We start from the raw sequence: 21,162 nt of genomic DNA on the forward strand, positions 1-21,162 counted from the left end.
ATGCAAGAGTTCTACGCAAGTACAACATACTATGGTATTGGGGAAATCATAAAAAGATATGCAAGTTTTCCTCTTTTTCTGCCCTGTCCTATAGCAATTCAGCATGGATGGAACGCTGCTCCAACTAAACATGATGCCCGCTTTGATGTTCCTGAGAATTGGTATTGGTCTGCATTGATAGAAAAAAAGTATCATCAAGAATTCAATGGTTTATCTACTAGATCTGTTGGAGCACCATTTTTATATCTTCTAAAACTTATTAAATATTCTCCTTTACAAGAGTCTCAAAGAAGTGGCTCCATTGTTTTTCCATCTCATTCTTCTAAGTATATAAAAATGGAATGCGACTTTGAAGAATACGCTGATATGCTGTGCAATCTACCAGATGAGTACAAGCCTATTACTATCTGTATGTATCATCTAGATCAAGAAAAAGGCTTGGATAAACCGTTTTTAGATAAAGGATTTGAGGTTGTTAATAATGGGAACAGCATCTATGATGTTGATTTTCTCAACAATTTTATTGCTAACACACGTGGGAAAAAATATGCCTTCTCTAACCAAATGTCCTCTGCTTTGCTATTTGCTTCAATAATGGGTTTATCCTCTTTCTTCTACGGACCTCACTTCCAAACTGATTGTAAAGATCCAAATAATGAGCATATGGACTACACACAATACCATAGAGATTGGGAAGCAAAATATGCTGATTACTTTAAGTTTAATAATTGCAATATAGAAGAACAAAAGATGATAGCTTCGATAGAATTAGGAGAAGAACATATACTATCACCATTGAAAATGAATTTAATATTATGGTGGTTAACTCTCAATAAACTGTATTTAAAATTGATAGCCTTAGAAGTTAAAAAATCAATAAAATCTTTGATAAAAAAAATTCCTTTTGTGCATAAGGTATACGTCAAAACTATGAAAATCACTTCCAAAAATTATATTTAGCTGTGAATATCTTACACATTAACCAATCTGATATCTCAGGTGGAGCAGCGATCGCCGGCTATCGTCTGCATGAAGGTTTGCTAGCTCAAGGCATTGACTCGCGGTTGCTAGTAGGAACAGTGAAAATCAGCAGCGATCGCGTTGCATATGTGCCAAGCAATTACCGCATTGAAAAACAACTCTTCCGTGTTACTTCACGCCTTGGCTTTAACTACCTTAACTATATCAGTAGTTTTAATATCCCTAAGCACAATTTCTACAAAAATGCAAATATTCTTAACTTCCACAACCTGCACACTGGTTATTTCAACTACCTAGCAATTCCATCATTAACCGAAAACAAACCAGCAGTTTTTACACTTCACGATATGTGGAGTTTTACAGGTCACTGTGCTTACAGTTATGACTGCGCGCGCTGGCAAAGTGGTTGTGGCAAATGCCCTAATCTCGATACTTATCCTGCCGTTACCAGAGATAGTACCCACATTGAATGGAAGCTTAAAAACTGGGTATACAGCCAATCTAACCTTACCATCGTAACACCCAGCCATTGGCTAACCAAGCAAGCCCAGCAAAGTATGCTCAAACGCTTCCCGATATATCATATCCCATATGGTATTGATACAGAAGCTTATCAACCTCTAGATTCAGAACAATGCCGCTACTTACTAGGCATTCCCAATAACAAGAAAGTACTGCTGTTTGCTGCAGAGATTTTGAAAGATACCCGCAAGGGTGGTGACTTACTGTTTAAAGCTTTACAAAGTTTACCTGCTTCTTTAAAAGCTGAAACTGTTTTGCTAACTTTTGGCTTCAGTGGTGACACTATATCTGAGCAGTTAGGAATAAAAGCTATAAATCTAGGCTATATTAGTAGCGATCGCTTGAAATCAATTGCCTATTCTGCGGCAGATTTATTTATTTTTCCTACTCGTGCTGATAATCTCCCTCTGGTGTTGCAAGAGAGTATGGCTTGTGGGACTCCAATGGTTTCTTTCAAAATTGGTGGTGTTCCTGACTTAGTACGCCCTAATATTACTGGCTATTTGGCTACACCAGAAGATGCTCAAGATTTCTCGAATGGAATTGTACAGTTATTGGAGGATAGAAAACTACATGGTCAAATGAGTCAAAATTGTCGGGAAATCGCTCTTGCTGAGTACACCCTAGAAGTTCAAACACAGCGATATATTGAGTTGTATCGTCAGGTTTTAGAAAAACAAGGGCGATCGCTGCCTTACTCAGCCTAATACCCGCCTTCTTCAGCTTGGTGAACAACTGCTTTGAATTTCATATAGAATATGGCACAAGAGATTTCAGCTAGTACATAACGACGGAAATAGCTAGCTAGTTAGAAAAAACTACAAAGCTTATCAAGTAAGTAATATTCCTTCTGCCTTCTATCTTCTATCTTTAGACAAATAGCACCAGGGTGTTTAAGTAAGTCGGCACGATAAAACCAAAGCTTTACATAAATTAAATAACCATCTCTTCCAATTCACCCTGATTCTTTTTGAAGTTACAGAAGAGTTCAGTATTAACACGAAAATTTATCTATGACTTCATTGCCAGTAAATAACATTTTTGCAATTTGAAACAAGCCAATTATGATTAACGTTATCACTCCAGTCTACAACAATAAAAGATTTATTGAGTCTTGTATCAAAGTTGTGATTGACCAAAACTGCCTAGATGTTGAACACATTATTGTAGATGGAGGTTCAACGGATGGAACAGTAGACATTATCAAACATTATGCAGAAAGCTATCCTCATATCCGATGGATTTCTGAGAAAGATAAAGGTCAGTCAGATGCGATGAATAAAGGAATTAAGATGGCACAAGGAGAAGTTACATCTTTTTTAAATGTTGATGATTATTATGAGCCAAATGTGTTAAATAGAGTGACTGAATTTTTCAAAACATTACCAAACCCAAGTTTATTAGTTGGAAACTGTAATCTACGGAATGATAATGATGAGATATTTGTAGTAAATAAGCCAAGAAAATTGAAATTAAATGATTTGCTCCTAGGATGGCACATAAACCCTTTACCATCTAACCCATCTGCCTATTTTTACCATACTTCATTACATCAAATAATAGGCTTTTATGATCTGGAAGATCACTATACTATGGATTTAGATTTTATATTAAGGGCTGTGCAAGCAGCTACAGTCAAGTATGTAGATGAAAGCTGGGGTAATTTTAGAGTCATTCAAGGAACAAAATCTTTCATGGGTGATCTAAAAGGTCAAACTGAAACGAGGATTAAAACAGTTTTGGATAAACATTATAAAGAACTTCCTTTATTTCAGCAATGGCAAATAGCTAGTAAACGATATTTTTTAAATAACAAATACTGGTTTGATACCAGATTTAAATATTTTTCAGAAAGACCTGAAGAATTTCCTTTATTAATTAAAAAAAAGATGTTTAATAAGCTAAGTCGGTTACTACGTACTTGAAAGAAAAGCAAATTATAGATGCTATAGAAAAGGAGTATCCAGTTTTGGCATATAAACTTTTTCAACTGAGCATATAGTAAGGTTTCTGATGCCAAATACTTATGTTTTTCCAAAAGCGGATACTCCCTATAGAAATCCTGTATAATTTTTAAAAGCTGAGTCAACTAAATTCCTACATAACAAAGGTTAGAATATAAGTAGACCTAGCAAAGCTCAAATCGTATTTCTATATATAGATTATAGTATTTGTTGTACCTTCTCAAAAAAAACTTGGTATATGAAAGTAGCTATTATTAGTAAATCTGATAGAAAGGGTGGAGGAGCAAGTAGAGTTGCTGAAGATTTGGCAATTTGGTTAAACGAAGCAGGACACTATGCGGATCATTTTATTGCAATGAATTGTAAAGAGCCTGAATCATTTCAGCATAACGTCTATGGAAAGAATCTTAATTTAAAGATTTGTAAAAAAATTCATAAAATTTCTTATAAATATGGCTTTCCTGAAATTATTCCGATTGAGTATTTTCTGAATCATAATCAATTTATTGACAAATATGATGTGATTCATTTTCATGACTTGTACACAGCAATATCTCCTTTGACTTTAGCTCTTACTTCTCGACATAAACCAACTTTTTTTACAATACACGACTGTTCTGCTTTCACTGGTGGCTGTTTATATCCTATGGATTGTAATAAATTTATCAGTAATTGTTATCAGTGCCCACAATTACCTATAGGTGAAAATCAAACTACGATTCCTGACCATACAAGAGAAATTCAAGTCATTAAGCGCTGGATTGCTAATAAATTTAGCATTAAGTATATATTTCCTAGCCACTGGATGTTACAAGAAGCTCAAAAAGTATTAGATTTTAAGCTTGAGCCAATATTAATTCCATATGGACTTGATTTAAAGCCTTTTTTAAATATAAGTAGGCCAGAAGCAAAAACTCGTTTAGGTGTTCCAGAAAACCGTAAAGTTATAACTCTTTCAGCGCATGTACTTCATGACCCACGTAAAGGTGTTAAATATGCAATTTCAGCCATTAAAAGCGTGTGTGAGTTGTCACCATTTATTATAGTTGTGGGAATTTGTAATGATGAGTTGCGACAAGCTTTAAATGGTTTTGATATTAGAGAGACAGGTTTTATCTCAAACCAAAATGATTTAGCATTAGCTTACATTGCCAGTGATTTAATCATGTTTTGCACGTTAGCAGATAACTTACCATTAACAATTTTGGAAGCGATGGCTGCATCAACTCCTGTTGTCGCTTTCGCGACGGGTGGTGTGCCAGAAATGATTCAAAATGGACGTAACAGCATTCTTGTTCAAACAGGTGATCAGTTAGGGTTAAATCAAGCACTACGCAAAGCTTTACTTTCTGATAATCTACATGCTTTAGGGCAGCAAGCAAGAAAAGATGTTGAGAATAACTTCTCCAAAAAAGAATTTATAAATAAGCATCTGCGGCTATATCAAAATATTTCATCAGTTGCCACTCAAGAAACCAAAGGAGTTCTTGCAACTTAAATATTTAATAAATTGAACTTTCTAAAGTTTCATATAGACACAAAACACTATCTATGTGTATAGTTAACTTTATAGGATTCCTAAAAAAGTAAGCAAAACCTAATTTTTTACTAGCAAAATAAGCAGCTTTAAAAACGCACTTTACTAGACCAGGAAACGCTATACAGCTATATTAACTAGAAGTTTAGACAATATTCGAGAATATTTTTGTATGGTTTTAACAGCAACTGCACCCTTAAGAGCTTCACTTTCCACAAATAAATCTGGAAGCGACCGCTTGTACCTTATCTCTGGCTCCGCTCACACGACTTTAGCTCAAGATATTGCTAATTATCTTGGAACTAGTTTAATTCCAATAATATCTAAACGGTTTGCCGATGGCGAAATTTATGTTCAAATTCAAGAATCAATAAGAGGTGGAGATGTTTATTTAATTCAACCAACATCCTACCCTGTAAACGATTGCTTGATGGAACTCATGATTATGATTGATGCTTGCCGTCGAGCATCTGCAAGACAGATTACAGCGGTAATACCTTATTCTGGCTATACAAGAGCAGACCGTAAAGTTTCTGGACGCGAGTCAATAACTGCCAAACTAGTAGCAAACCTAATCACTACAGCAGGCGCCGACCGCGTTCTAGCTATGGATTTACATTCGGCACAGGTTCAAGGCTTCTTTGATATACCACTAGACCACATTTACAGTACACCTGTTTTGCTTAATTATTTACAAAGCAAGCAGCTAAGAGACGTTGTTGTTGTTTCTCCGGATATTGGTGGAGTAGGACGTGCGCGCGCATTTGCGAAAAAATTTAATGATGCACCACTGGCTATAGTAGATAAGCGTCGTACTGCTCATAATTGTGCCAAGGTAATGAATGTTATCGGAGATGTAAAAGGTAAAACTGCTATTCTCGTCGATGACATGATTGATACCGCAGGAACTATTACGGAAGCGGCAAAAATACTTCGTCAAGAAGGCGCACGACAAGTTTTTGCTTGTGCAACCCATGCAGTTTTTTCTCCACCTGCAATTGAACGTCTATCAAGCGGTTGCCTAGAAGAAGTAATTGTTACAAATACTATTCCAATTCCAGAGGACAAGCGTTTTCCACAATTAACTGTAGTATCTGTTGCCAACTTTTTCGGGGAAGCGATTTTACGTTTGCATCAAGAAAGTTCAATCAGCACTATGTTTATTTAATAAAGAGCATATATCTGATAACAATACTGTGTATTAATTAAGTTCACTCTTATTTTATTACCCTTAGCTCAAAACAAAGCAGCCATGAATCAAAAAGTAAATTCCTTTGATGTTTTTGAAACAGCAATAGTGCGGATTTGGGCAAAACCAACAGACTTATTTTGGGAACTAGGCAACCAACTTAAACAGGAAGGTTTAATTCATGTATCTCCAGAAGCGTGGCAAAAGATGAGAGTTGATGCTGAAAACAATGCGAGAAGAGCATCAGCAAAAGGTGAGGTAACATTAGAACAAATCTATAAGCAATTTCTATCTTGTTTCAATTGGTCAACTAATCAATTAAAACAGATAATGGAGAAAGAGATTGCCCTAGAACTGAAAAGTTTGCGTCCAGTGCCAAAAATCCAACAAAAAATTCAGTCCCTCCAAAAGCAAAATTCTCGAATTATATACATGTCAGACATGTATCTCCCTAAAAACGTAATTCAGGATTTTTTAGTAAAAAATAATGTTTGGGCAAAAGACAGTAAGTTGTATATTTCGTCTGAGATAGAAGCAAGTAAGGCAACAGGTGAGTTATTTCCCTACTGTTTAAAACAGGAGTTGATAAAAGCCAGTGATTTAGTACACATTGGAGACAACCTGAATTCGGATGTTAAACAAGCAAAGAAACAAGGGATTAAGGTTGAACCGTTTACTCAAACTCATTTAAATCGATACGAACAATTGATTGCTGACGAACAACGTTTACCGCTGCGATTTCGTTCCCTACTTGCTGGAATAAGTAGACTAACTCGCTTGCAATCACAACAAACTAACTCAAACAAGCAAGTAATTTGGGAGACAACTGCCAGTGTTATAGCACCAGTACTATTTGGCTTTGTTCATTGCTGCTTGCAAGAAGCGCAAAAAAAAGGGATTAAAAGGCTTTATTTTGTTGCTAGAGATGGACAAATTCTACATAAAATTGCTGAAGTTATATGTCGTAATTGGAACTATGATATAGATTGTCGTTATTTATATGGTTCCCGTCAGGCATGGAATGCACCAGCGCTTCAAGAAATTGGAGAAACCGAACTTACCTGGATCTTTAACAATACCACGTTTTTATCGATTGATGCCGTTTGCGAAAGAGTAAACATTAAACCCACACAAATTCAAGAGGTTCTAAATCGCTATAGCTTCGGTACAGCGAACTGGAATCTTAATCTTGATAGTGAAGAACGCGAGCGACTTAAACAGGTTTTTGTTGAACAAGAAGTTGTAGACGTAATTTTAGCAGCGGCAACTACGTATCGTGAAAAAGCGATTGGCTACTTTCGACAGGAGCAGCTAGATGATGGTTTGCCTTATGCAATAGTTGACGTTGGTTGGACTGGTAGTTCATTGCGTTCTTTTAGTAAGGTGTTACAAAGTGCCGGATTCTACCCTCAATCAGGTACTCGTGGATTTTTCTTTGCATTGGAAAAACGAGTTAAAGCTTCTACATTAGACCAGTTGTTAGCTTACTTTTATGATGCTGAGGCACCTGTTGGAAATCGTGCAGACACTTGTCAGTACAGATGCTTACTTGAGCTTTTTGTCTCCGCAGATCATGGGGGTACAAAAGAATATGACTGGAATGGTGACAGATACTTTCCAGTTCTGCGCTACCAAAAAAACGAAATAGCAATTAATTGGGGACTATATGTCCTTCATGACGCTGCGGTTGAATTTGCTAATCAGTTTACTTCAAATCTTACCCCGCAAGAATGTTCTATTGATTTGTTTTTGAAGGCAACCGACATCTTAATAGAAGAATTTGTTAATAATCCTTCTATTCAAGAAGCAAAAACATTTGGTTCCTTCCTGATAGCTGAAGACCAAGGCGAAAAAACTTTGTATGAATTAGCACCTGCTTATACCTTAATTGACTGTATAAAGCTTATAACTCGCGGTAGGCATCCACATGGAAATATTTGGCTACCCGCGTCATTAGCAAGAACCAACCCAATCTTAAGAACCTTTCTCAACTCAAAAGCCGTCAGTATGACCCACAATATTAGAGTTTTAGGAAGTCGATTAAGACGTAATATTTTGTCCAAGCAAGTCAGCGGAACTGTTTAATCAAGAAGGAATGAAGCCCCATGATACAGAAAGTTGACGCATTTAATATCAAGCCAACAATTCAGGCAAATCCAAATCGTTATGAACAGCTAATTGCCGATAACAAAGAACTGCCATTACAGTTTCGGGAGCAACTTACACAAGCTAGCAGACTGACTCGATTACAGTCTAAACAAACTGACCTTCACAAGCAGGTAATTTGGGATACTGGCGCCAACGTCATCGCACCAGTATTATTTGGTTTTGTAAATTGGTGTTTAGCCGAAGCACAGAAAAAAGGAATCAAGAGACTTTACTTTGTTGCGAGAGATGGGCAAATCCTGAATAAAATTGCCCAAGTAATTTGTCGCAATTGGGGTTATGACATTGATTGTCGTTACTTTTATGGTTCACGGCAAGCTTGGCACGCACCTGCACTTCAAGAAATTGGTGAAGCTGAACTGCAATGGATTTTAGATGGTACTACATTTTTGTCGGTAAATTCAGTTTGTGAACGAGTAAATATTAAACCAGAACAAATCAAAGAAGTTTTGATTCGCTGTGGATTTGCGGAATCTGAATGGAATACAAATCTTAACAAAGAAGAACGCAATCAACTTCGACAAGTGTTTGTCGAGAAGCAAGTTGTAGACTTAATATTAGCAACTGCTGCGACTTATCGTGAAAAAGCTATTGCTTACTTCCGTCAGGAGCAATTAGATGATGGTTTACCCTTCGCAATTGTTGATATTGGTTGGGTTGGACGCGCGCAACGTTCATTTAGCAGTTTGCTAATAAGCGCTGGAATATACCCAGAAAAAGGTGTTCAGGGTTTTTACTTTGCTTTGGAAAAAAAACGTAAGGCGCTTGAAAGCGATAATTTGTCAGCATTTTATAATATAGACAAGCCCAGTCGTGAGCATATTTCACACTATAGACATGTATTCGAGCTTTTTGTAACCGCAGACCACGGCGGTACAATGGGCTACGAGCAACAAGATAATCAGTATGTTCCTGTTTTGCGCTATCCAAAAAATCAAGCAGCTATTGATTGGGGACTATACCTTCTTCAAGATGCGGTAGTTGAATTTGCAGAGCAATTTACCACTAATATAAATCGAGACGATTTCTCTCCGGAGTTATTTGTACCTGTTGCGGATATTTTAATTGAATCTTTTATTTATCATCCTTCCCCCTTGGAAGCAAAAGTTTTTGGTTCATTTTTAAATGCTGATGACCAAGGTGAGAAGGTTCTTTATGAATTGGCGCCTGCTTATAACTTAGTCAGTTGTTTAAAATTATTACTTTTTGGGAAGCAGCCATTTAAAGGTATTTGGTTTCCGGCTTCGCTCGCCAGGAGTAATTTTATTTATCAATTAATTCTTAGCTCAAGCTTATTAAAATTTACTCATCATACAAGGGTATTTATAGGGAGGTTTAAACATTTAATGCGAGTTAGCAAACCTCAAAGTATTCAAACTAGTTAATTATTGTAAAACATTAGATAAAAATTATGATTAGACAAAACTCTCTAAAAGAAATAATATCGAACCCAAGCACCGAGCTATTTAGAACTTGGACACAATGGCTAAATTTCAATGGTGATCATACATTTATCGATAGAAGTAAAGGTTCTAACAAGCTATTAATCATCCTTGCTGGATACAAAAGTTTTCTTTATCCCTTGACTCTTGCTCGTATGGCTGAGTTTGTTCCCCAGGATGTTGATGTGTGTCTCCTTTCTTCAGGGTTACATTCTCAAGAACTAGCGGAAATGGCAGCAGTAAATAATTGGTCTTACCTTTATACAAAATCTAATAAAGTTTCGTTGGTTCAAAATTTAGCTATACAAAAGCATACCCAAGCTCAGTGGGTATATAAAATAGATGAAGATGTTTTTATTTCTGAGAACTTTTTTGAGGATCTTCTCAAAGGTTATTTAGCTGTTAAAGCAGAGGGACTCTACGATATCGGTTTTTGTGCGCCTTTACTTAATGTTAATGGCTATTCGTATATTCAGTTTCTTAAACTTATTAACGCTGATCATGAGTACAAAGCTAAATTTGGCGAACTCAAACACTCATGTTCTGGCGCCAAGGCTTTTTATGATGGCCAGGCAGCTAAATGGCTGTGGAAAAAAAGTTTACCATTTGATGAAGTAGCTCAGTACATTCGTTCTAAACCATTTCAATACTCAGCATCACCGCATCGCTTTAGTATCGGCGCCATTCTTCTCGAAAGAGAGTTTTGGGAACAAATAGGTGGCTTTAGAACCCCGTTCAAACAAGGTGGACTTGGTTTGGATGAATCACAGCTATGTAAAGATTGCATACAACAGTCGAGAGTAATGATTGTTATTCACAACGTGTTTGCCGGACATTTCTCATTTGGACCTCAAGCTTCCGCAATGAAGGAATACTTACCTGAAATCTACTCTCAACTCTCTCTAGAACCTCAACTATCCTTACAAGGAAGCGTAAAATCATGAAATTTGACTGGGTAATAGTCGGCGCCGGATTTTCTGGTTGTGTTTTGGCTGAACGTATAGCATCACAACTAGGACAACGAGTTTTATTAATCGAACGACGTGATCATATTGGTGGTAACGCTTACGATTACTATAATGAACACGGTATTTTAGTACATAAATATGGTCCGCATATTTTCCATACTAAATCTAAGAGAGTATGGGACTACCTATCTCAGTTTACTGAGTGGCGCCATTACTTTCACCATGTACTAGGAGTTATTGAGGGAAAAAAGGTTCCAATTCCCTTTAATATTAATTCGCTGTATGCACTTTTTCCACCGCGCTATGCTGAGAGGCTTGAGGAAAAGCTGTTAGAAAACTTTGGCTTTGGTGTTAAAGTGCCAATTTTAAAGTTACGCGAAAGTGCTAATGGTGAATTAGAGTTTCTGGCAAACTATATATACGAGAATGTCTTCTTGCGCTACACCACCAAACAGTGGAACTTAAAACCCGAAGAATTAGATAGAGGTGTAACCGGACGAGTTCCTGTATATATTAGTCGCGATAACCGCTATTTCCAAGATCCTTACCAAGCAATGCCAAAGCACGGTTATACAGAAATGTTTCGCCGGATGCTATCTCACTCTAATATCAAAGTACTTCTAAACGCCGATTACCGGGAAGTCATTAATGATATTAAATTTGACCGGATGGTATATACGGGGCCAGTTGATACGTTTTTTGACTATATGCATGGTGAGTTACCTTACCGTAGCTTGCGCTTTCACTTTGAAACACTCGACCAAGAACATTATCAAGAAGTCGGTACAGTCAATTACCCCAATGAGTACGATATTACCCGTATTACCGAACAAAAGTATCTTTCCGGACAAACTTCACCTAAGACAACCTTGGTGATGGAATATCCCCAAGCTTACGTACCTGGTGTAAATGACCCTTACTACCCTATTCCCCGTGAAGATAACCGCGAGCGTTATGACCTTTATTTGAAAGAAGCTCAGAGGCTGAACGGTTCTGTAATATTTGTCGGGCGCCTAGCGGAATACAAGTACTACGATATGGATCAAGCAGCATTGCGCGCGCTTGGCGTGTTTGAAAAAGAGATTGCACAGTAAAAAATATTACTTTTTTCCTGAGTAAGCAAAATTGTTGTTGTAAAGATTAATTGGGAACTTGTGAATTGATACTGAGTTTCATTTACAACAACTTACATAGAAAGGCTAAAGTTTATGACTCAAATCAGCGAGTACGAAATGCGCCTGAAACGGTTTTTAGGTCGTCCAGACGTTAAAGAAAATTTCATCAAAGCGTTTGTAAAGCGCTTATTATGGCGCCTGCATTGGGCAACAACAAATAAACCTTATGTGATTCCTTTCAAAACAAGTTTAAAAATCAGTATCCCTAAAACTGGTTGTGGTTCATTGATTTATTATCAAGGATACTCGGAACTAGAAACGGCTGATTTTATGATGCGTTTTCTACGACCAGGAATGATGTTAATTGATGTTGGTGCCCACATTGGAGAGTATACTTTACTTGCAGCCCAAGTTGTAGGAGAATCCGGTCAAGTGCATGGTTTTGAGCCAACACCAAAACTTTTCCCAATTTTGAGTGAAAACGTGCGAATGAACAACCTACGTAACGTTCATCTTAACTGTATGGCAGTTAGTGACCGTACAGGTGATATTGAGTTTGAAGTATTTGATGACCCTTCAATATCATCAATTCGCAAACAAGTTACTTCCGGTTCAGAACAATTAGTAAAAGTTGCTACTACTTCTCTAGATGCCTATTTGTCGCAGATAAACACCAAAGTCGATTTAATCAAAGTTGATGTGGAAGGCGCCGAAAAGTTAGTATTTGAAGGTGCAGAGAAACTAATGAGTCTGCCATCAAGTGAAGCTCCTGTATGGTTGTTTGAATATTCCCCACATGCATATCAAAGTTTTGGTTATCTTGCAAGTGATTTATTCAAATTATTACACCACCATAACTACAATATACTACAATTCGCTGATAATGGGGAAATTAAAGACTTTGATCCGAGTATTGTAGTTAATAAAGTCATCAACTTAATTGCAACGAAAGACAAAACTCGCTTCTTTAATATGTTTCAGAATCAACATCTATCTGAGACACTTAGCTAAAAAAGCTGATGAATTATGAAGGCAAATCACATGCAAACTAGACAATCAGAACAAATTCAACCGCTTGAGCTTTTACCTCTACCAGAGGCGCCACTAGTATCAATCTTAGTTCCCAACTACAACTATGCCAGATATATTGGTGAGGCAATCGAAAGCGCATTGCGTCAAACTTACTCTAACTTTGAAGTCATTATTTGTGATGATGGCTCAAAGGATAACTCATGCGAGATTGTCGAAACATACGTTCAAAAAGATTCACGAGTTAAACTAATTCGTAAACCTAACGGTGGTGTTGCGAGTGCGCTAAATGCGGCATATAGAGAAGCAAAGGGTGAGATTATTAGTATATTAGATGCAGATGATATTTGGGTAGAGTCTAAACTAGAAAAAATTCTGAAAATTTTCAAATCTGATTCTAAGTGTGGTTTTGCAATTCATAATGTCATTCAGATAAATGCTCAAAGCCAACCTATCAAATCTCATCCTTTACATAAGCGTTTAGCCACTGGTTGGATGGCTTTAGACGCTTTAAAGAACGGTGGATTTGTTGATGATATACCTCCAGCTTCTGCATTGTCTTTACGGCGCCAAGTCACTGACTATATATTTCCTTTGAATGAAGAGTTTGTACGTAATGCAGATAGCTTAGTATTTCGCTGCGCGCCATTTATTACGAACATAGGTTCAACAATAGAAGTACTGAGCTTATTTAGAATTCATGGAGCAAATACTACTAGTACGCTAATACCTACAGTAGATTCAATGGAAAAAGAGCAATCAACGTTAGCACGTATACATCAAGAACAAAAACTGTTTTTGGAAAAAATGTATGGTGCTGAATTTGCTGCAAAACTTACAGACTGGCGCTGTAGTATAATAGTACGTCATAACTTGTATTTGATAGCACGCCTCAAAAAGGCGCCTAAAGCAGAATCTAGAAAAGCCCATCAACTTTTAGTTAATCATCATCTTTTTTCAATTGGGTTTAATGGCTATCTACCTCAAAAATTACTCTTTGCCTGGGGTGAGTGGTTGCCAGATAGCATTTTTGCTTTTGTTTTTGAGCAGATCTATGGTGCAGGTCACATAAAAAGATTTATGAGATGGATAAAAAGCCAAAAATTATCTATAAGTTCAATTTCTTAGTTTAACTAGCATAGTATGAATATTGAAAGTGCAACTATATTAATTACTGGCGCCTCTCAAGGCATTGGTCAGCAGCTAGCAGTTTACTTTGCCAAAAAAGGCGCCGAAGTTATAATTGCCGCCCGCAATAAGTCTAAACTAAATGAAACGCTCAAGTTAATTAATGCGGTTGGTGGAAAGGCAACTGCATTGGTACTCGACCTAAGCAACGTTGAAACTATTCAGTCGCTAGCTAATGATATCCAAGTTTCGGGTAAACATGTCAATATTCTGATTAATAACGCAGCAAATTGCAACTCAAAACCTTTACTTGACACATCTTTAGAAGAAATTGATGCGATTGTTAGAACAAATGTAATAGGTTGTTTTCAACTATGTCGCCTCATAGCTCCAACTATGGTTAGTCAAAGAGGTGGCGTAATTGTTAATATTTCTTCCTTAGCAGGCTACAATCCAAATGCTGCCCAAACTGTTTACAGCACTTCTAAAGCAGCAGTTAATGCTTTATCAGAAGCTCTGCGAGACGAACTTGCTCCAAAGCGTGTCCAAGTAATTAATGTAGCAATGGAAGTTTTAGCTCTCGACACACAAAAAAGTTTAGGTCAAGTCAATGTTGAGCAGTTTGCCAAACGTCTTGAGTCAGCCATCTATAAAAATGAATATGAATTGTTTTTATCTCCGCCTAAAAAATGGCTGATGCGGTTGTATAAGTTTTTGCCTGTAATCTCTCGTTTAAAAAAATATTTAAAGTCTTATAAAACGAGAAAAAGTGTAGAAAATCAAATAATGGAGAACTAATTAATTCTATTTACATATTAAATCACGTTTTTAATCAATATCTTTGTATTTTAGGAGATACTGTAGTGGGAAGTTTCCTTACAAAAAAAGAACTGCAAGAATTTGAAGAGTTAGGCATTGTCGGACCTTTTACTTTACTTGATCCTAATCAGGTAGACTCAATTACGAAAAAATTGACTGTTGAAAAACGTAAATTCTTTTTTGCAAATAATATTATATCAAGAATTCCTTTACTAAAAGACCAACTATCTGAAGCAAGCTGGGGTAAAGGAAAGTGGCATAAGGGACTTCATGCAAGCGCACCTCTAGTTTATAAACTAGCTACCGAGTCGGTTATTGTTGATAGAATTGCTTCTATCATTGGGCAGGATATACTCTTGTGGAGTGCAATGGTACTTAATGTTAAGCCAAGTGACCGCAATCCTAGTTGGCATACAGATGCAGAACTAAGAGACTGGAGTCAATGGGAAGGTGCCACTGCTTGGTTAGCTCTTAGCAATGTGGATGAGCAAAGCGGGATGAAAGTTATTACTCGTTCTCATCGTCTACCTCTAACTTCAGAGGAGGTTCGTCAGAAATTGGGAGTTAATACTTCTGACGATGATGCGATTTTGCAAGCAGCTCGTGAGTTTGACCCTAAGTGTGAGTGTGTTTCGGTTAACACAAAACCAGGTGAATTTTTTATTTTTGCTACACGCGCGTGGCATACAGGCAGAAAATCTGCTACGCAAAAAGTTCGGAACTCGGTAATTTTTCAGTACTCAAAACCTTGTGTAGAAATAAAAATGCCTGTACATCCAGACCCACCTGTTGTTTGGGATTCTCGTTCTCTTCCTTGTATTTTAGTACGAGGTAATGATGAGTATGGCAAAAATCGACTTGTAAAACCTCCTAAAATCACAGCTTAGAGGAAACAAAGTGTAATGGAAACCTCAAAAAATACGCGCGTACTGTTTGTCAGCCAAGCTTATGTAGTGGGTGTTAACCAAGGAAAATTAAATGCAATTGCGGAGACTGGCAAAGCAGAAGTTGGTTTACTTGTACCCAGTAACTGGAAAGCACTCGAATGGAATCGTCAGTTTGTAGTTGAAACACCTTACCCTAAAATTAAAGTCTACACTGCACCTGTTATGTTCTCTGGTCGTGGCGGCGCCTACGTCTTTAACCCTTTACGAATTTGGCAAGTTATTAAAGATTTTCAACCTGATATTATTCAAGTTGAACAAGAGGTTTTTTCACTTTGTGCGTTAGAATTCGCTATTTGCAGTCGCATAACAGGTAAACCGTTGGCATTGTTCGGTTGGGAAAATATGGAGCGCATCCTATCAGCACCACGCCGCTGGGTGTCTAACTTTGTGATGGATACCGTCAAATTAATGCTTCCCGGTAATCATGACGGAGCGAATTTGATGCGTAAATGGGGTTATACCGGATTGATGGAAATCATTCCCCAAATTGGAGTTGATACGCAGTTGTTTGCTCCTAAAGCCACAAAAACACAAAACGAAGTCTTTAATATTGGCTTTTTGGGACGATTAGTACCAGAAAAAGGTGTAGACACTATTTTTGCTGCAGTTCGTCACCTTTTGGATAAAGGGCTGAAATGTCAAATTACAATTTGCGGCACTGGTTATATTGAAGAAGCACTCCGTTCGGAAGCACAAAAGCTGCAAATAACTGATTCAATTATTTGGCGTGGAGGAATACGACATGACCAGGCGCCTTCAGAAATTAGTAACTTTGATGTTTTAGTATTACCTTCCCGTACTGCTGCTACTTGGAAAGAACAGTTCGGTCACGTACTTATTGAAGCAATGGCAATGGGTGTTCCTGTTATTGGTTCAGACTCTGGTGAAATACCAAGAGTTATTGGACGCGATGATTTAGTATTTCCTGAAGATAATGCAATTGCACTAGCTGCTATTTTGGAACGTATGATACATGAACCAAATTGGTGGCAAGAAGTCGGAAAGTTCGGTTCTAATATAGTTCAGCAAAATTACACTCATCAACGAATTGCTCAAAGATTAATCAGCCTTTGGGAAATTATACTTAAAGGTAAATATACTATTTCCCCAACTAAATCTAATGAAGCTGAGGTGAAACAATGCGTGTAGTAATCGCTAGAACAATGCAAGAATTCAGCATGGACGTTTACGCTGATGGCATTATATCAGGATTGAAAAGCGCGCGTCCTAACTGGGAAATTATTGATTTGGCACCTCGTCATTTTGATAGACGTAGCCACTCGTTGAGTTTACGAGTTAATAAGTACTACGAACGATTTTGGACTTTTCCGCGCCTGGTCAAACAGCAAAAAGCCGACATATTTCACGTTATTGACCCCAGCGAAGCACATGTTGTTTATTGGTTAAACAAAAAAGCTCAACCTGCCGTTGTTACCTGTCATGATTTAGTAAATTTTTACTATAAAGATAATCTTCAAGGTTCGGTGCAACTGCCATTTATAAGCAAAGCGGCTTGGATACATGCCGTAAAAGGTATGCGCCATGCCAAGCATATCGTTTCAGTTTCATCAATTACAGCAAAAGACACAACTAAACTTCTAGATATTCCACAAGAGAAAATAACTGTAACTCCAAATGCTGTAGACCCAAGCTTTCAGCAACTGTCAAAATTGGAAACTGCATCGTTACGACAAAAATATAATATACCAGAAAATATATTTTGCTTGTTAAATGTAGGCTCAAATCATCCGCGAAAAAATCTTTCTACGATTTTGAAAGCAATATCTCATTTAATAAATGATAAAAACTTACCTGTGTACTTTTTAAAAGCTGGTTCTGATTTTACAGAAGAGCAAAAAAAATATATAAGTGAGCATCAATTAACTAGTAATGTTAGCTATCTCGGTAAACCCGATAAACAAAGTTTAGTCGAACTTTATAATACTGTAGATATTCTAATGGCGCCTTCTTTACATGAAGGTTTTGGAATAACAGTTTTAGAAGCAATGGCTTGTGGTACACCAGTAATTACCTCAAATACATCTGCTCTACCCGAAGTCGCTGGAGATGCAGGAGTATTAGTCAACCCTCTAGACAGTGAAGCTTTAGCTTCGGCAGTTTATGAATTATACTCTAACAATAATCATTATCAAATATTAGTTGAAAAAGGAATTGCAAGAGCGAAGTTATTTACTTGGGAAAAAACAGGTGAATTACTCGCTACAGTTTATGAAGATATATTAAGTAAACAAATTACCCCAAACATTAACCAAACATACTCAATTTATAGGAGCTAGCCATGAAGACTTATGAAGACCTAAACAAAGACCAAGAATTTTATTTGGGAGATTTATTTACTTTAGAAAGATATAGACAATTTGCTAGACATTTACCTAACCATGCAAAAAATGTCCTCGATGTAGGATGTCATATTGGTAGAGGTGGAAAAGAAATAAAGTCTATAAGAAAAGATTTAATACTTTATGGTTTAGATTGTGTGCAAGATTTTTTAGATAAAATACCTACAGATGTCTATTCTCATAAAATTTATGTAGAATCTACCTTAAATATATCTCTTGAAAATTCATCAATGGATGCAATAGTCGCGGGTGAATTTATAGAACATTTATACCCTCAAGACGTAGACAAAACTTTACGCGAGTTTTTTAGATTGCTTAAACCTGGTGGAAGTGTACTATTAACTACACCTAATCCTAATTATTTAGTTTTAAAGTTAACTGGCAAAGGTGTAATTGGTGGTCCTCACGTATCTGAACATTATATAAGTAATCTTAGAAAGCAATTAAAAGAAATCGGTTTTAGCAAGGTTAAATTTTTAGGCAGTGGAAAAGTATCTCGTATATTTGGCGAGAATTTTCCACTTTTACTGATGTACGGAAGTTATTTAGCCATTGCGAGCAAAGATTAGCCATGAAAATTCTAATGTCTGCCTATTCTTGCGAACCAGGTAAAGGTTCTGAACGCGGTGTTGGTTGGAATGTGGTACGAGAAGTAGCGAAATACCACGAAGTCTGGGTTTTAACTCGACCGGATGAAAGTAGAGAAGCTATAGAAGCTGAACTCGCACGCAACCCAGTACCGAACTTACATTTTGTCTATTTTAATACTTCCTTCTTAGCTAACCTCTGGCGCCTCAATCAAAATGGCGCCATGCAAATCCACTATTATTTGTGGCAAATTCAAGCGTATTTTGTTGCCCGTCGTCTGCATATTGAAATTGGCTTTGATGCTGCACAGCATGTAACTTTTGTCAAATACTCTAATCCTTGTTTTCTCTCACTTCTACCAATTCCCTTGGTTTGGGGGCCTGTAGGTGGTGGGGAATCTGCACCAAAAGCGTTTTGGCGAGATTTTAGCATCAAAGCCAAAATTTACGAGATTCTTCGAGATTTGACGCGGTTCGTGGGAGAACTTGACCCTTTTGTCCATGTAACTGCAAAAAGAAGCGCTGTAGTTCGTGCAACAACTGAAGAGACAGCTATTAGATTGCGAAAAATGGGTGTAAGTAATGTGCAAATCGAGCCTGCAATTGGTATCGCTTTGGCAGAAATTGATCATCTTGCTCGTTACAAAATGCCCGAAAGTCCAGTTAGATTTTTTAGTATTGGTAGATTATTACACTGGAAAGGTTTCCATTTAGGGTTACAAGCTTTTGCTGCCTCTAAGTTAACCGATGCTGAATACTGGATTTTAGGCGATGGTCCTGAACGCTTACGCTTACAAGCTCAAGCCGAAAAGTTAGGAATTGCAGGGCAAGTTAAATTTTGGGGTGAGCTATCGCGCGAAGAAACTTTAGCGAAGTTGCAAGATTGCCACGTATTAGTTCATCCTAGCTTGCATGATTCTGGTGGGTTAGTTTGTATGGAAGCAATGGCTGCTGGGCGCCCAGTGATTTGTCTTGATTTAGGCGGTCCCGGCGCTCAGGTAACATCCGAAACAGGTTTTAAAATTGCAGCAATTAATCCGGAGCAAGCAGTCAATGATTTGTCTAAAGCTATGATTACACTGGCTCAAGATTCAAATTTAAGAATTAAAATAGGACTAGCTGGGCAGAAACATATTCGAGAAGTTTGTAGTTGGGAAGCTAAAGGTGAAAATTTAGCTTTCATTTACGAACAAATAAAAACAGGCAAAGCCAAAGTCAAACAAGCTGTAGCTTAATTAAATATCCACCGCCTTTCTTCCTCTCCCTCTCTTAACATGCATGTTCTAATTTGCGCTTTACACCGACCATCAAAACCAACTGGGGTTTGCCGATACGCCGCCAATCTTGCTCAATGTCTAGCAGAAACCAATAAAATCACGAAAGTTAGCTTAGTGATTGGAGCATGGCAGAAATCTTATTTTGATCAATCCTTCAAATTGTCATCTAATAAAATAAATTTAATAATTATAGATATAAATAATACTTCCTCGTCTAGAAATATTTGGTTTTTATTGAGATTACCAAAACTTGCGAAATATCTCAATACTGATATTGTCCATTTATCATTTCCGCTTCCTATTATTCGGCAGCTTTTTGCTTGTCCTATAGTTGCCACAATTCACGACCTCTATCCATATGAGTTTCCAGAGAATTTTGGCTATCCTAATGTTATTTTCAATCAATTTTTTTTAAAAGTATGTATAAATAACAGCAATGGCTTATCATGTGTATCTAAAACCACATACGAATCTTTAAAGCAATATTTTTATAAAATAGATAGTAAAAAAAATACTACTGTTATTTACAATCAAGCTGATTTTAGTAATATCACTGCTCAAGCTCCTTTAAATATTAATCCTCTTAACAATTCTGCTTTTCTCTTAGCAGTTGCACAACACCGTAAAAATAAAAATCTAGATGTTATTATTAAATCATATCACTCATTAAAAGCCAGTAATAAAATACATAAATCAACAAAACTAGTTCTTGTCGGTAGTCCGGGACCTGAGACTGAAAACCTCAAGCAGCTAATTCAGGCGCTCTCCCTGGAAGCGGATGTAGAAATGCTTGCCTCGATTAATGATGAAGAGTTATGCTGGTTATATAAAAATTGCCAGATGTTAGTTATACCTTCTACAACAGAAGGTTTTTGCTTACCTTTAGCCGAAGCACTATCAGTGGGCGCCAAAATTATATGTTCAGATATTCCGATATTTCGAGAAATTGGTAATTTATCTTGTACATACTTTACGCTAGCAGGAGATATTACTCAAAACTTATCACAAGCGATAATTAATTCATTCGAGCAACCAGTTCAAACAGTTCAAGCAGATAAGCGATTTTCAAAAGTGCAGCTATCACAGCAATATATAGATTTTTACTCTCAGGTTAAATTATCAACTTCTTAG

The 21,162-nt window shown here is 37.0% G+C and carries 18 protein-coding genes; all 18 read left to right on the forward strand.

The features are described from left to right. Entirely contained in the window at positions 1 to 960 is a 960-nt protein-coding gene (locus DSM106972_RS39180) for a hypothetical protein (RefSeq protein WP_127085762.1), read from the forward strand. Between the two features lie 2 nt (positions 961 to 962). Further along, on the forward strand, positions 963 to 2,210 hold the full coding sequence (locus DSM106972_RS39185; RefSeq protein WP_127085763.1) for a glycosyltransferase family 4 protein: 1,248 nt from the start codon (positions 963 to 965) through the stop codon (positions 2,208 to 2,210). A 357-nt stretch (positions 2,211 to 2,567) separates the two neighbouring features. Then, positions 2,568 to 3,428 carry a glycosyltransferase family 2 protein gene (locus DSM106972_RS39190; RefSeq protein WP_127085764.1) on the forward strand — a complete coding sequence of 287 codons (861 nt, stop codon included), beginning with the start codon at positions 2,568 to 2,570 and terminating at the stop codon, positions 3,426 to 3,428. 277 nt (positions 3,429 to 3,705) lie between these two features. Beyond that, the gene (locus DSM106972_RS39195) at positions 3,706 to 4,965 is read left to right on the forward strand and encodes a glycosyltransferase (RefSeq protein WP_127085765.1); all 1,260 of its coding nucleotides are present in this window, start codon (positions 3,706 to 3,708) and stop codon (positions 4,963 to 4,965) included. A gap of 211 nt (positions 4,966 to 5,176) precedes the next feature. After that, complete coding sequence (locus DSM106972_RS39200) at positions 5,177 to 6,172, forward strand: ribose-phosphate pyrophosphokinase (RefSeq protein WP_127085766.1); 996 nt, start codon at positions 5,177 to 5,179, stop codon at positions 6,170 to 6,172. An 84-nt stretch (positions 6,173 to 6,256) separates the two neighbouring features. Further along, on the forward strand, positions 6,257 to 8,278 hold the full coding sequence (locus DSM106972_RS39205; protein ID WP_127085767.1) for an HAD family hydrolase: 2,022 nt from the start codon (positions 6,257 to 6,259) through the stop codon (positions 8,276 to 8,278). A gap of 20 nt (positions 8,279 to 8,298) precedes the next feature. Further along, positions 8,299 to 9,744 (forward strand): hypothetical protein, encoded by a 1,446-nt coding sequence (locus tag DSM106972_RS39210; RefSeq protein WP_127085768.1) that lies wholly within the window; start codon positions 8,299 to 8,301, stop codon positions 9,742 to 9,744. A gap of 26 nt (positions 9,745 to 9,770) precedes the next feature. Continuing rightward, complete coding sequence (locus DSM106972_RS39215; RefSeq protein WP_186538444.1) at positions 9,771 to 10,745, forward strand: hypothetical protein; 975 nt, start codon at positions 9,771 to 9,773, stop codon at positions 10,743 to 10,745. Further along, positions 10,742 to 11,863, forward strand: a complete 1,122-nt coding sequence (glf, locus tag DSM106972_RS39220; protein WP_127085769.1) for a UDP-galactopyranose mutase — start codon at positions 10,742 to 10,744, stop codon at positions 11,861 to 11,863. Before DSM106972_RS39215 ends, glf begins: the two co-directional genes overlap by 4 nt. A gap of 114 nt (positions 11,864 to 11,977) precedes the next feature. Beyond that, entirely contained in the window at positions 11,978 to 12,895 is a 918-nt protein-coding gene (locus tag DSM106972_RS39225; RefSeq protein WP_127085770.1) for an FkbM family methyltransferase, read from the forward strand. A 30-nt stretch (positions 12,896 to 12,925) separates the two neighbouring features. Beyond that, entirely contained in the window at positions 12,926 to 14,041 is a 1,116-nt protein-coding gene (locus DSM106972_RS39230; protein WP_127085771.1) for a glycosyltransferase family 2 protein, read from the forward strand. Positions 14,042 to 14,056: 15 nt separating this feature from the next. Beyond that, on the forward strand, positions 14,057 to 14,839 hold the full coding sequence (locus DSM106972_RS39235; protein ID WP_127085772.1) for an SDR family NAD(P)-dependent oxidoreductase: 783 nt from the start codon (positions 14,057 to 14,059) through the stop codon (positions 14,837 to 14,839). 65 nt (positions 14,840 to 14,904) lie between these two features. Next, entirely contained in the window at positions 14,905 to 15,747 is an 843-nt protein-coding gene (locus DSM106972_RS39240; RefSeq protein WP_158632950.1) for a phytanoyl-CoA dioxygenase family protein, read from the forward strand. Positions 15,748 to 15,762: 15 nt separating this feature from the next. Further along, a complete protein-coding gene (locus DSM106972_RS39245) occupies positions 15,763 to 16,956 on the forward strand; it encodes a glycosyltransferase (RefSeq protein WP_127085774.1) in 1,194 nt (397 codons plus the stop codon). Continuing rightward, positions 16,947 to 18,104, forward strand: coding sequence for a glycosyltransferase family 4 protein (locus DSM106972_RS39250; protein WP_127085775.1), 1,158 nt, complete (start codon positions 16,947 to 16,949; stop codon positions 18,102 to 18,104). The genes DSM106972_RS39245 and DSM106972_RS39250 overlap by 10 nt, the downstream gene beginning before the upstream one ends. A 2-nt stretch (positions 18,105 to 18,106) precedes the next feature. Further along, positions 18,107 to 18,736 (forward strand): class I SAM-dependent methyltransferase, encoded by a 630-nt coding sequence (locus DSM106972_RS39255; protein ID WP_127085776.1) that lies wholly within the window; start codon positions 18,107 to 18,109, stop codon positions 18,734 to 18,736. 2 nt (positions 18,737 to 18,738) lie between these two features. Next, positions 18,739 to 19,989 (forward strand): glycosyltransferase family 4 protein, encoded by a 1,251-nt coding sequence (locus DSM106972_RS39260; RefSeq protein WP_127085777.1) that lies wholly within the window; start codon positions 18,739 to 18,741, stop codon positions 19,987 to 19,989. A 39-nt stretch (positions 19,990 to 20,028) separates the two neighbouring features. Next, on the forward strand, positions 20,029 to 21,162 hold the full coding sequence (locus DSM106972_RS39265; protein WP_127085778.1) for a glycosyltransferase family 4 protein: 1,134 nt from the start codon (positions 20,029 to 20,031) through the stop codon (positions 21,160 to 21,162).

Origin of the sequence: Dulcicalothrix desertica PCC 7102 (assembly GCF_003991905.1) — a bacterium.
In the GTDB taxonomy this organism is placed as follows: domain Bacteria; phylum Cyanobacteriota; class Cyanobacteriia; order Cyanobacteriales; family Nostocaceae; genus Dulcicalothrix; species Dulcicalothrix desertica.